A 13,813-nucleotide genomic window follows, 5' to 3' on the forward strand; every position below is an offset into this window, starting at 1 on the left:
ACATATTTATGACTTTCAATAATAAATAAAATAAAAAAACATATGCTTTAATTAAAGTGGACAATCGATTGGAGGAGTTAATTATACTAAATCTATTATGTGTATTTATTTTGACATATTTACTTTTTCTTATATCAGCATTTTTATTCCCAATAGATGTAGCATGGTATTCCAAGTTGAAAAAACCAAATTGGACACCCCCAAGTAAACTCTTTGGTATAGTCTGGGGGTTCCTATACTTTTTAATCGCTTTGTCCATTACAATTGTCGAAAGCAAAGTGGGGATAATAAATACATCTAGTTATTTTTTATTAACCTGGATCATAAATTATTTGGCTAACCAAGCTTTTAGCTTTTTCCAATTTAAAATGAAAAGGCTTGATTTAGCTACGATTGATTGCTTAGTAGTAGCATTAACAGGAATACTGTTATGTTTTTTAACTATTCCTTATTCATTATTAGCTACCTTGCTTATAGTACCTTATGTAATTTGGGTTATTTTTGCCACGTATCTTTCTTATAAAATATATCGAATGAACATAAAAAGAGCTTTCTAACTTTAAAAAGATGTATGTAATCTCCAGATATTAAAGAGTTTTCGAGTATTTAACTTAATGTTGGCTAGAGTGCTAAATGAAAGAATTTATACCTAAAAATATTCTAATTAAATTAACTCACTTTTTTATCATAATTACTAGATTAATGTCGATTGGTAAAATCAAATTGAAGTGGTTTGATTCCAAATGGGTAGCAAGTAAAATATTTAAGTAATACTATATTGAACTACCATGGAAGAACGATAAATACTTCCATTCACTGAGGTGAATCTTAGGATTCATGGTTGTCGAACGCATGCCTTAGTTCCGTAAGACTAAGAGTTGCCAGAGTTACCTATGGCGACTCTTTTTTTGCGCTGAATGGCAATTAGTTCAATAAGAAGTATGTGATAATTAATATAAATCTATAAAAAAAGATACTCAATTAAAATAATTTATTGTACAAAAATGATCTTTTAATAAAGATCTTTTTTTATAGAAAATTCCTAATTATTATTGTTAATCACCAACGTACCAACCAAAGAAGCAACAACAATTAATTCGATTTGAATCTGAAAGTCTACTAAACTCATTATGTATAAAATGTTTAGGAGAAATATAACTTCTAAAAGGGTTTAGTAGTGCGGCATTCTCTTTAAACATATTTTTTTCAAATCCAGCCGGAACCCGTTGAATGGCTATTCCATGTATTCATTTTTTACTATTTTTCGACTCATTTTTCGCATTTATATGAACCAACTTGTCCAATTTACGTAAGATAAAATGTATGTATATTTTAAAAGAGAGGTGCAAAAAATGACACCGAGAATAATAGGACAAATGGGACCAACTGGTCCAACTGGTCCAACTGGTCCAACTGGTCCAAGGGGACCAAGAGGAAAAGATGGTGAAGAAGGAGAAAGAGGTAAAAGAGGAAAAAAAGGAGCTACAGGAGCTACTGGAGTTACAGGAGTTACAGGAGCTACTGGGGTAACAGGAGTTACAGGTGCCACTGGAGTAATTGAAGGTTGTTTATGTGATTGCTGTGTTTTTCCTATGCAGAACGTTTTACAACAACTTATCGGGGAAACTGTGATTCTTGGCACGATTGCAGACACACCAAACGTACCTCCTCTTTTCTTTTTATTCACTATCACTGCAGTGAATGATTTTTTAGTTACTGTTACTGATGGCGTGACAACCTTTGTGGTCAATATTTCTGATGTAACAGGGGTAGGATTTTTACCACCAGGGCCTACTATCAACTTGTTACCACCTGTTGATTCTGGGTGCGAATGTGAATGTCGTGAAAGACCAATTAGAGAATTGCTAGATTCACTGATCGGTTCTACAGTGAATCTTTTAGCTGGTAATGGTTCTATTGCAGCAGATTTTAATGTGGAACAAACAGGCCTTGGCATAGTGTTAGGTACTTTACCAATAAGTCCATCTACAACCGTTAGATTTGCAATTTCAACTTGCAAAATTGTAGCTGTAAATATAAACCCACCTCCTACTGCGATGTAAGTTCGTTTTTCTCTGAACATGCTGTTAAATTGACTTGACGAAAGGCGATTCTTCAATTAAGAAGATCGCTTTTTTATTAAACTAAATAGTAGAGGTGAAATGTTAGAGATACAATTAATCATATTGAACGAATAAAAGTAGGCTTTTAAAAAACGATTGAGTTTAATTACCCCAAGATTACACCCAAACCAAATAACCTAAATCAACATACTATAAAGGCGAATAATTTTGATGTAATCCATTCTAATATAGCAATCGGTAAATCAGAACAACAACACTCCATTACAAAGTTGAATAGACGAATAATTTACATAGTAAAAGAACTATTACGAGGATAGTTGAAATTATTAATCGTATTGAACTAACAATAGTACGTTTTTAAGAAAAAACTAAATTAAGCAGATAATAATTCCCCCAAGTTTAATTTTCCGAGATGAGTGTAATTTTTTATTTTTTTCACATAATCTATAGAATCCTGTAATACCTAGCGGATCTCGTATAACAGGAAACATCCCTCTTCACCTCTCCGGGTTTGTTCAAAGAGGGATGTTTAATATTATATGCAAACCTAGGTTACATACGTGTCTTTAAAGTAATAAAAAAAATACTACTTTTGATAAAGGCTTATTTACCGAGGAAAAGGGGGTTATTCGATAATGAAGGCCTTTTTTTTTCATTTACTAGAAAATTAGCTCTGATATTCTGTCATAACAGAAGAAGTAATTCATATTTTCGTTTTTTTTCTTGTTGAACTAACTTATACGTGTTTAAGATCATGAGTCACTTTTGTGGCTTATTTTTTATTGAAGTAAATGTCAGAATAGTTGAACAAGAATAAGAGGTGTAATTGGAACTTAATATTTGCCTATTGCTCATAAAGATAAAATATATATCCTTATGGTTTTAAAGTTTTAATTTAAGAATGAATAGTAGATTAATTTAACTTTATAGTTATATTGCTTATTTTTATAATCTATAAGAACCACTTTGTCCTATATTAATAAAATAATGAGAACAAACATTATATAGTAGGAGAGGTGTAAAAATTGTCACAACCCCCTAAAATTCCCAGTCTAATACCACAACAGCCGATATGTAAACGATGTTATTGTAATCCATGTAAATGTAAATGTGATAGATGTCATTGTAATCCATGTGAATGTAAATGTGATAGATGTCATTGTAATCCATGTAAATGTAAATGTGATAGATGTCATTGTAATCCATGTAAATGTAAATGTGATAGATGTCATTGTGATCCATGTAAATGTAAATGTAAATGTGATAGATGTCATTGTGATCCATGTAAATGTAAATGTGATAGATGTCATTGTGATCCATGTAAATGTAAATGTAAATGTGATAGATGTCATTGTAATCCATGTAAATGTCATTGTTGTTGTCCACCAGGAGTTACTGGAGCAACAGGCCCACAAGGTAAGAGAGGTAAAAGAGGTAAAGAAGGCGAACAAGGAGAAAGAGGAAGAAGAGGCCCAGCAGGAGCAAATGGTGCAGTAGGTCCAGCAGGTCCAACGGGTGCACAAGGATTAGCAGGTCCAGCAGGTCCAACGGGTGCACAAGGATTAGCAGGTCCAGCAGGTCCAACGGGTTCTACAGGAATTGGAATTACTGGTCCTACAGGACCATCGGGAGGACCAGTAGGACCAACGGGTCCAACAGGTCCACAAGGTCCGGTAGGTCCAACAGGATCAGCAGGTCCTGCAGGAATACCCGGTCCAACAGGATCAGCAGGTCCACAAGGAACACCAGGACCACAAGGAGCAACGGGTTCAGCAGGCACACCCGGTCCGGCGGGTCCAACAGGGTCAGCAGGTCCAGCAGGAATACCAGGAGCACCCGGTCCAACAGGTCCAGCGGGTCCCCAAGGAATACCAGGAACACCAGGACCCCAAGGAGCAACAGGCCCAGCAGGCGCACCCGGTCCAGCGGGTCCAACAGGGTCAGCAGGCCCAGCGGGAATACCAGGCGCACCAGGTCCAACAGGTCCAGCGGGTCCCCAAGGAATACCAGGAACACCAGGTCCTCAAGGAGCAACGGGCCCAGCAGGTTCACCTGGTCCAGTAGGTCCAACAGGGTCAGCAGGCCCAGCAGGAATACCCGGTCCAACAGGCCCAGCAGGCCCACAAGGAACACCAGGACCCCAAGGAGCAACGGGCCCAGCAGGAATACCAGGTCCAGCAGGTCCAACGGGCCCAACAGGCATACCTGGAGCAACTGGATCAACAGGGGCAACAGGCGGCGGCTTATCAGAATTCGCATACATCTTCAATCTAACTCCTCAGACGGTTGCAGTAGAGGCAGATGTTATTTTTGATTCAAATGGAATAATGACAAGTGGAATTACGCATACGCCTAATACATCTCCAATTGCAGTTATAACTCCGGGGATTTACGAAGTTACTTTCTCTGTTTCGGGTACAGAACCAAACCAATTTGCACTATTTGTAAATGGCTTACCGGTTGCAGGTACGATCTATGGTTCAGGTGCTGGTACTCAGCAAAACAACGGGCAAGCTATAATAGCTTTTGCAGCTGCCGATGTGCTTACTCTTAGAAATCATTCTTCTGCTGCAGCTATTGGGCTTGCAACTGTAATTGGAGGAACACAAGCGAACGTAAATGCTTCTATTGTCATTAAAAAATTAGATTAGTTTCAAAGGGATAAGTTTTTCAAATAGCACTAAATAAAAAATCTCCTGCATAAGGAGATTTTTTTATTCAAGTTTCAATAAAAATTTTATTCAACAAATAAAAAATTGAAACAAGATCATATATTTCTTATCCAATTAACGCATGCGATAGCTGAAGATCCAAAGCAGCTCATTGATTGCTTTTTTTATGTATTTATCAGTCTTGTACAATTTGAAAAAGAATAAATAAGAAATTTGAAAAGGTTAATATTTAAATGATAGCGAATAAAATGAAATATATATCAATAAAGTAGTTTATTAAAGTGATAGATTAGGATTTTTTTTTTCGCATTTTTTTATAAATTGGAGGGACTAAAATATGGATGCAAGGACATTTTTGTTACAACAATGGGCAAGCTGCTTAGATAAAGAAGATTGGTTTCCACCACTAGAAAAGGTACTTGAGAATATTGCTTTTGAACAGGTAATTTGGAAACCAGCTGATGGGACAATGAATTCCATTTGGGAATTAATGTGTCATTTACTTTTCTATGAAAAGAGATTTCTGTTGCGATTTCTTGGTGAAACAGAAAATGAACCACAGGCAGAAAATAACAACGATACATTTCGATTACCTACAGAAACGTTAGAAAATTGGAAGGAAACAAAACAAGAATACTTTCATGTTCATCGTGAACTTGAAAAATTATTGGCAACATCAGAACATGAAGATTTGTATAGACAGGTGCCAGGAGAAGATCATTCATTATTGCTTGAACTGAAGAGTTTAGCAATGCATGACGCATATCATATTGGACAAATTGTATTACTTAGTAAAATGCAAGGAGCTTGGGCAGGTAAACGTAGCTTTTAATAAATCATCATTAGCTTTACAGCTATTTTATTATTGTAAGCTTTTATGAATAAGGGATTCCTTAGCCATACATTTGAGCTGCTTCGGCAGTTTTTTTTGTTGAAATCTGCAAATAGAGTTGAATAAGAAAGGTGGAATCTGCATTAACATAGAAACTTATTAAGTGAGGTGATATCAATTTTGAAAGAGAAAAAGACATTTCCATTATTAATAGATACTGTGATATTTATTGCTGTTTTCTTTGTATTGAATTGGATTTTAAATAAAAAAGAGGCTTTTTCATTGCAGTTTTTAATAATCTTGTTCGGCATTGGTATTACTTATTATGTATTAAGGAAACTTTTCTTCAAAAATAAAACAGATTAGATTACTTGAACTGACACATGCGATAGTTGAACAACGTGGGGTAGAATAGGCATAAATTAAAACTAATCTTACCGGCAACTATATGAGTAAACAGGTACTATACAATTCTTTATTGAAATATCTAAAAATAAATGTGAACTTTAATAATCGAAGGTGAGGGTTTTTAGGTGCCAAAATTGCAAATTAATGATTTAGAAATAAACTTTGAAAGTATTGGAGAAGGAAAACCTGTAGTAATGATTCATGGATTTACTCCAGATTCAAGATTAATGAAGGGGTGTATGGAACCTATCTTCACTAAAAGAGAAAAGTATAAAAGAATCTATTTAGACTTACCAGGAATGGGTGAAACAGCAGGGAGTAAAACCATTAACAGTACCGATGATATGTTGGATATAGTTATTAAATTTATCGATACGCTGATACCCGGTCAATCATTCTTGTTGGTTGGTGAATCATATGGAGGTTACTTATCAAGAGGAATTATAGCTAAAAGAAAAGAAAAAGTAGAAGGGGTGGCCTTCATCTGCCCAATGATAATTCCAGAAATGGAAAAAAGGTCATTACCAGAGCATGTTGTTATAATTGAAGATGAAGAGTTTGTAAATAAGTTAAGTGAAGATGAGAGGAACGATTTTCGTTCGAATAATGTTGTATTAGATAAGAATACTTGGTTTCGCTATAAAAATGAGGTAGTAAGTGGCTGTTCGATTGCCGATCAGCAATTCTTATCTAAAATAAAGGAAAGATACGGTTTCAAATTTGATGTCGATTCAGTATCGTTTGAATCTCCAAGTATTTTTCTTTTAGGATTACAAGATTCAGTCGTTGGATATAAAGATGCATTTAATCTATTGAACAATTTTCCACGTGCAACTTTTGCAATATTAGACAAAGCAGGGCACAATCTGCAAATTGAGCAAGATGTATTATTTAACAACCTTATTAATGAATGGTTAGACAGACTGTTAGAGATAAAAGGATAAACAGCCCTTTTGATATGCATGGGTCAGTTCAATAAGAATCAAAAAGGATCTTCAATGTAAGATCCTTTTATCATTTTTCAATTAAGTATTTATGAGTATTTTGTTAATCTTCTAAAAAACTAGTTTTTTATTAAGGTCAATATATCAAAATTGTCGTGTTTATTAGTGAAAGTGAATACTATTTTGCGGTTGAAGTAGTTGCTTCCTTTTTGCAAGTTTCACAAGTTGAATAGATTTTCATAATTTTTTTATACTCCGCGTATTCAATGGTTTCTTCGCATTCTTTACAGATTAAAATTTGCATGAGAAACACCTCCTACGCCAACTATACCACGTCCGATTCACCATTTCTCCAGGGACTTTCCCCACCCTAGGGACCTAAATTGACCAAGTTGAAAAAACGTTGAAATAGCAAGGTTTTCAATTGGAAATAGACTCGAAAAAAATTTTTTATGGCATGATAAAAAACGAAAGTAGAGATGAGTAATAATGTGTTTGAAATCTATTTTGCCTGTAGATAAATATAAGACTTATTTCACTAACACATATAAATCCAGACCAATTCGTATTAGCGGACTGGTCTTTTTTATTATGGCATTTTATTCGATCAAATTATGAATTGATAATAGTAGAAATCGTCTAGTTCGTTATTAATCTTTTTAATTTTTAATCTAGGTTAGATAAATATACATCAAAAATTCTGTACAAATTTATTCAAAAGTCAAAATAATGCTAGTTTTAAAGTTGGATTTGAAAACGCTTTCTGTTCTAGTTAAATAAGTACAGGTAATAGACAAATGAGTGAAGGAAATAGTAAAGCGTTTCCAAACAAGTACATGATACCTTAATTATGTAAACGTAAACAGAAAAATTAAGGGGGAAATGTTTTGAGAAAGTTAAAAAATATTTTTGTAATACTTTCAGCATTTTTAGTATTTGCTGTATTTGCAACAGGCTGCGGCTCTTCTTCTACTTCGAATGAAAGCTCTAATGTTGGTAAGAAAAATAAAGATGGCAAAGTTGATATTGGTATCGTTTTACCAACTAAAGATGAGCCACGTTGGACACAAGACGAAACACGTTTTAAAGACGCATTAAAAGATACTGATTATTCAGTTCAAATTTTATTCTCTCAAGGTGATTCTGCAAAAGAAAAAGCAAACGTTGATTCTTTAATTGCAAAAGGCATCAAAGTATTAATTATCTGTCCACAAGATGGAGCGGCTGCTGCAGCTTCAGCAGAAGCAGCAAAAGCGGCTGGTGTTAAAGTAATTTCTTACGATCGTTTAATTACAGATACTGATGCAGTTGATTACTACGTATCATTCGATAGCATTGCAGTAGGTGCTGCACAAGCTCAATATCTTGTAGATCATGCTTCTGGTAAAAAAGGTCAACCTTTAAACCTTTATGCTGGTGCTGCAAGTGATAACAATGCATTCTTATTCTTCCAAGGCGCTTGGAGTGTTCTTCAACCTAAAATTGCTGATGGTACTTTCAAAGTTGTAAATTCATCTGAAGCAGTTAAATTAAAAGATAAAGCTGAATTAACTCGTGATGAGCAAGCTAAAATCATCGGTCAAGTAACAACTAACTGGGATTTCAACGTTGCAAAAACATTAGCATCATCTAACTTAACAAAAGCTACGAAAGCTGATAAAGGTGATGTATTAGTACTTGCTCCAAATGATGGAACAGCTCGTTCAATCGCTGATACATTTAAAGCAGATAAAGATGTTACTTCTTTCGTAATTTCTGGTCAAGATGCTGAAAAAGCTTCTGTACAATACATCATTGATGGATTACAGTCTATGACTGTTTTCAAAGATGTTCGTACTTTAGTTACTGATGCAATTGCTACTGCAACTGCAATCTTAGAAGATCAAACTCCTGATGCTGCAGGTGTAACAAACAACGGTAAGGCTGATATCAAAACTAAACAAACTGACATTATTGTTGTTGATCAAGATAGTGTTAATAGTGCATTAATTGATTCTGGTTACTATCAAGCTTCTGATTTCACAGGACTAAAGTAATTAGATGAAATATATTAAACTGGCAAAATAGTGATGGTGCCTCCCGTCACTATTTTGTTAGTTATTCTATTATTTTTTTACTGAAATCTATTTGCAATCTCAGGAGACGGATTATATGAGCGAATTTATATTAGAGATGAGAAACATCTCAAAGGAATTTCCAGGTGTCAAAGCTTTAAGTAATGTAAATTTTAAAGTCAAAAAAGGTGAAATTCATTGCTTAGTAGGTGAAAATGGCGCAGGTAAATCGACCTTAATGAAAGTTTTAAGTGGTATTTATCCGTTTGGAACATATGCAGGAGATATTGTTTTCGGAGATGAAATACAAAAGTTTTCAAAAATAAGTGATAGTGAAAAAGAAGGTATTGGGATCATCTATCAGGAGCTATCTCTATTTCCTGAGCTTTCTGTATTTGAAAACATCTTCATTGGACATGAAATTAAAAAGGGTATAACTGTTGATTTCAATGAAACAATTGTGAAAGCAATGGAAATGTTAAAGAAAGTTAAATTAGATGTTAATCCAGAAGTTCAAATTAAAGAATTAGGTGTTGGTAAACAGCAACTTGTTGAAATTGCCAAAGCACTTAGTAAAGACGTTAAATTATTAATTCTGGATGAGCCAACTGCTGCGTTAAATGAAGATGATAGTGAAAATCTCCTATTCTTAATGGAAGAATTAAAGAATCAAGGGATTTCATGTATTATGATTTCACACAAGCTGAAAGAAGTTATTGCAGTTGCGGACACTGTAACAGTACTTCGAGATGGGCAAACAATTTGTTCGTTAGATAAGAAAAAAGGTGAAATTAGTGAAAATACAATCATTAAACATATGGTTGGTCGAGAAATCGATGATATTTATCCAAAACGCCCAGATCAAAAGTTTGGGGAGACAGCACTAGAATTAAAAGATTGGAATGTTTACAATCCAAAACTTGGACGTAAGATTCTTCATAATATCAACCTTAATGTTCGAAAAGGTGAAATTATTGGAATTGCTGGATTGATGGGTTCTGGTCGAACAGAATTAGCAAAGAGTATTTTTGGTAATCCAACAAAATTCAAACTTGATGGTTCGGTTTTAGTTCAAGGTGAAATGAAGCGATTTACTCATCCAAAGGATGCAATAAATGCAGGCATAGCTTATGTAACTGAGGATCGAAAAGGCGATGGATTGATTCTCGAACAAGATATAAAAAATAACATTTCAATTACGGATTTATTTAAGATTTCTAAAAAAAGTGTAATCAATCAACATGAAGAAATAGTAGTTGCAAATGAGTATTTAAATAAGTTAAATATTAAAGCACCTTCCATTGCCTCAATTGTAGGGAAATTGAGCGGTGGTAATCAACAAAAAGTATCGTTGAGTAAATGGTTGTTTACAAATCCAAACGTACTGATTCTGGATGAACCAACACGTGGAATTGATGTAGGTGCAAAATTTGAAATCTATACATTTATGAATCTATTGGTTGAACAAGGTATGAGTATTATCATGATTTCTTCTGAACTTCCAGAAGTCCTTGGTATGAGTGATCGAATTTATGTAATGGCAGAAGGTAAAATAACTGGGGAATTGTCAAGAGAAGAAGCAACGCAAGAGAGTGTTATGGCCCTTGCTACGATTTAGGAGAGGTTGAATAATATGAATTTTTTTCAAGAAGCAGGTATGTTATTAAAGAAAAACATTCGTGAATACGGAATGTATATTGCTCTAGCAGTAATTATGCTAGTATTTACAATTAATACAGATGGATTATTTATGTCATCTCGTAACTTAAGTGATTTAATTAATATGACGGGTTATGTTGCTGTTCTTGCTGTAGGGATGACGCTGGTCATTGTTATTAGACACATTGATCTTTCAGTAGGATTTGTAGCAGGTTTTCTTGGAGCAGTAGTTGCTCTGTTTTTAACAAAGTTTGGTTTACCTGTATGGTTAGCAATCGTTGCAGTACTAGTAATTGGTGCAATTATTGGCTTAATTAATGCCTTTTTTGTTGCAAATTTAGGAATCCCTTCATTCGTTGTTTCATTAGCAGGAATGCTAATTTTTAAGGGATTTTTACTTATGTCACTTGTTGAAACAGGGACAATTATCATCTCTGATGAAAACTTTAAAGCGATTGGAAATGGCTATATTCCGAGTCTAGGTAATTGGAATGGTTTACACGTATCAACTTTAATAGTTGGCGCTCTTTCTATTATTCTTCTAATTTGGAGTGATTTTTCAAAGAGAAAAGTAAACATAACTTATGGCTTTGAAGTACTTTCTGTTCCAATGCAAGTATTAAAATTAGTATTTATCTCAGGTATTATTGGCTATATTAGCTATATCCTTGCAGGGTACCAAGGAATTTCTTGGACTGCTGTAATTATGCTAATTGTAGTTATAATTTATCATTTCATTTCGACTAGAACACCTTTAGGACGTCACATTTACGCAGTTGGTGGAAACCCAGAGGCTGCAGAACTAAGTGGGATTAGTGTTAAAAAAGTCACTTATATTGTATTTGGATCTATGAGTATGCTTGCAGCACTTTCAGGTGTATTATTTACAGCAAGACTTGCTTCTGCATCTCCACAAGCAGGTACAATGTTTGAATTAGATGCGATTGCAGCTGCTTATGTTGGTGGTGTTTCAGCAGCAGGTGGTGTTGGTAAAATTACAGGTACAATCATCGGTGCATTCGTAATGGCTTCACTAACAAGTGGTATGAATTTAATGGGTATTGATATATCTTACCAATACATCATTCGTGGTGCTGTTCTTGTTCTTGCGGTAGTGTTTGATGTAATAACTCGTAATAAAGGAAAATAAGAAGATACATTTAAAGAACAGAAACAGTCGTTTGTTATGACATGTTTCTGTTTTTTTATTTGCCCATTGTTACGGTTTAGTAATCTAGAAAAATGATCTTACTATTTTCATGTAATTCACACATGTTCTTTTATTCAGACTAATAAGCTAAAAGAATGAGACGTAAAGAGTACATATCTCACATTTATTGTTTATTCCTTACAAGATCATTTCAACGAGAAAAATAACTAAAGTGAGGTTTCAAATAATGAATGAACAATTTTCATATTTTAGTAGAAGAAGTATAAAGAAACATTTAGCTGAAATAGAATTTGATGTACTAATCATTGGAGGAGGAATAACCGGATGCGGAATTGCACTTGACGCAGTGACGCGTGGGATGAGTACTGCCCTTGTCGAAATGCAGGATTTTTCTTCAGGAACTTCAAGTCGATCCACCAAGCTTGTGCATGGTGGTTTACGTTATTTAAAGCAGTTTGAATTTAGTATCGTAGCAGAAGTTGGAAAAGAACGAGAGATTGTGTATGAAAATGGGCCTCATGTAACGACACCAGAATGGATGCTTTTACCGATTTATAGAGGTGGAACATTTGGGAGATTTAGTACATCAATTGGTTTAAGATTATATGATTATTTAGCGGGAGTGCATAAAAAAGAACGTCGAAAAATGTTAAATAGAAATCTAGCTATCGCTAAAGAACCACTCATTAAAAAAGATGGGTTAAAGGGTGGGGGTTACTACGTAGAATATCGTACAGATGATGCTCGATTAACAATTGAAGTCATTAAAAAAGCAGTTGAGCATGGTGCAAAGGCAATCAATTATGTCCAAGTGACAGATTTTACTTATGAAAATGGTCTGGTTAATGGTGTTAAGGTAATCGATTGTATAACAAGAGTTCCTTTTACAATCAATGCTAAAAAAGTAGTAAATGCAACTGGGCCATGGGTAGATCAATTACGCGAAAAAGATAAAATCGAAAACGACAAAAATTTACGTTTAACAAAAGGGGTTCATTTAGTCATTGACCATAAAAAATTCCCACTGAATCAGTCTGTTTATTTTGATACAGAGGATGGGCGAATGGTATTTGCCATTCCAAGAGACAAAAAGACATATGTAGGTACAACGGATACAATTTTTGATAAAGAACCAGTAAATCCAAAAGTAAGTCTACATGATCGACGATATATTCTGAATTGCATCAGATTTATGTTTCCAACAATTCAACTTCATGAAGAAGATATTGAATCAAGTTGGGCAGGAGTCAGACCACTTATTTATGAGAAAGGCAAGGACCCATCAGAAATATCTAGAAGAGATGAAATTTGGCTATCAAGTTCAGGATTAATCACGATAGCTGGAGGAAAGTTGACTGGATACCGCAAAATGGCTGAAACTGTTGTAGATCATGTATCGAAGGATTTTTTTATGACTAAAAATAAAGTCTACAAGGATTGCCAAACGAAGGAATTACCCATCTCGGGTGGAGAAGTTGGGGGATCAAAAGGATTTCAAAATTATAAAAAAAGATTTGAATCAGCAGGCATTGCAATTGGTTTAAATGAGATTGAATATGAGCAATTGAGTAATAGGTACGGTTCAAATATTGACCAAATATTAGATATTGGTCTACGAAACATTAAGGATAACTATGATTTACCTTTAACATTATTTTTACCACTAGAGTATGGAATTCAATATGAAATGATTGTAAAGCCAGTAGATTTTTTTATAAGACGCACAGGGACATTATACTTTCAAATCGATGTTGTAAATAAATACAAAAATAGAGTAATAAATTACATGAGAAAAAGACTTGGCTGGAGTGATTATCAAACAAAGGAATATCGATTAGAACTAGAAGAACAAATAATTAGTGCTACCACTGGTTTTAGAGAATGTTGAAATGAAAGGAAGTTTCAATTTATTACACTTTCTTTATATGGGGTAAAACTATTAAATAGCATCAAGGCAAGTAGTTTGCTTTTAAACTAGTTACCTTGGTG

Annotated in this window: 10 protein-coding genes; 9 read left to right on the forward strand and 1 reads right to left on the reverse strand. The window is 34.3% G+C overall.

Going from position 1 to position 13,813, the window contains the following annotated elements; translation table 11 throughout:
* Positions 1-56: 56 nt before the first annotated feature.
* The 5 genes from ABID96_RS03850 to ABID96_RS03870 all read left to right on the forward strand — a co-directional run bounded on the left by ABID96_RS03850 (position 57) and on the right by ABID96_RS03870 (position 6,940).
* Positions 57-557 (forward strand): TspO/MBR family protein, encoded by a 501-nt coding sequence (locus ABID96_RS03850; protein WP_377896648.1) that lies wholly within the window; start codon positions 57-59, stop codon positions 555-557.
* A 795-nt stretch (positions 558-1,352) separates the two neighbouring features.
* On the forward strand, positions 1,353-2,063 hold the full coding sequence (locus ABID96_RS03855; RefSeq protein ID WP_483300516.1) for a hypothetical protein: 711 nt from the start codon (positions 1,353-1,355) through the stop codon (positions 2,061-2,063).
* A gap of 1,046 nt (positions 2,064-3,109) precedes the next feature.
* Positions 3,110-4,735, forward strand: coding sequence for a BclA C-terminal domain-containing protein (locus ABID96_RS03860; RefSeq protein ID WP_377896649.1), 1,626 nt, complete (start codon positions 3,110-3,112; stop codon positions 4,733-4,735).
* A gap of 358 nt (positions 4,736-5,093) precedes the next feature.
* A complete protein-coding gene (locus ABID96_RS03865; RefSeq protein ID WP_192600898.1) occupies positions 5,094-5,588 on the forward strand; it encodes a DinB family protein in 495 nt (164 codons plus the stop codon).
* A gap of 533 nt (positions 5,589-6,121) precedes the next feature.
* Positions 6,122-6,940 carry an alpha/beta fold hydrolase gene (locus ABID96_RS03870; protein WP_377896651.1) on the forward strand — a complete coding sequence of 273 codons (819 nt, stop codon included), beginning with the start codon at positions 6,122-6,124 and terminating at the stop codon, positions 6,938-6,940.
* A gap of 178 nt (positions 6,941-7,118) precedes the next feature.
* Here the strand turns inward: ABID96_RS03870 and ABID96_RS03875 are convergent, their stop codons facing one another.
* Positions 7,119-7,244, reverse strand: a complete 126-nt coding sequence (locus ABID96_RS03875) for a GapA-binding peptide SR1P (RefSeq protein ID WP_192600899.1) — start codon at positions 7,242-7,244, stop codon at positions 7,119-7,121.
* A 583-nt stretch (positions 7,245-7,827) separates the two neighbouring features.
* On the opposite strand from ABID96_RS03875, the gene ABID96_RS03880 reads away from it, so the two are divergent.
* The 4 genes from ABID96_RS03880 (at position 7,828) to ABID96_RS03895 (ending at position 13,712) form a co-directional block, all read left to right on the forward strand.
* Positions 7,828-8,976 carry a sugar ABC transporter substrate-binding protein gene (locus ABID96_RS03880; RefSeq protein ID WP_087999708.1) on the forward strand — a complete coding sequence of 383 codons (1,149 nt, stop codon included), beginning with the start codon at positions 7,828-7,830 and terminating at the stop codon, positions 8,974-8,976.
* 115 nt (positions 8,977-9,091) lie between these two features.
* Positions 9,092-10,612 carry an ATP-binding cassette domain-containing protein gene (locus ABID96_RS03885; RefSeq protein ID WP_192600900.1) on the forward strand — a complete coding sequence of 507 codons (1,521 nt, stop codon included), beginning with the start codon at positions 9,092-9,094 and terminating at the stop codon, positions 10,610-10,612.
* Between the two features lie 15 nt (positions 10,613-10,627).
* Entirely contained in the window at positions 10,628-11,803 is a 1,176-nt protein-coding gene (locus tag ABID96_RS03890; protein WP_192600901.1) for a sugar ABC transporter permease, read from the forward strand.
* Positions 11,804-12,050: 247 nt separating this feature from the next.
* The gene (locus tag ABID96_RS03895) at positions 12,051-13,712 is read left to right on the forward strand and encodes a glycerol-3-phosphate dehydrogenase/oxidase (RefSeq protein ID WP_192600902.1); all 1,662 of its coding nucleotides are present in this window, start codon (positions 12,051-12,053) and stop codon (positions 13,710-13,712) included.
* Positions 13,713-13,813 lie beyond the last annotated feature (101 nt).

It is taken from the genome of Gottfriedia sp. OAE603 (genome assembly GCF_040543965.1).
GTDB classification, from domain to species: domain Bacteria; phylum Bacillota; class Bacilli; order Bacillales; family Bacillaceae_G; genus Gottfriedia; species Gottfriedia solisilvae.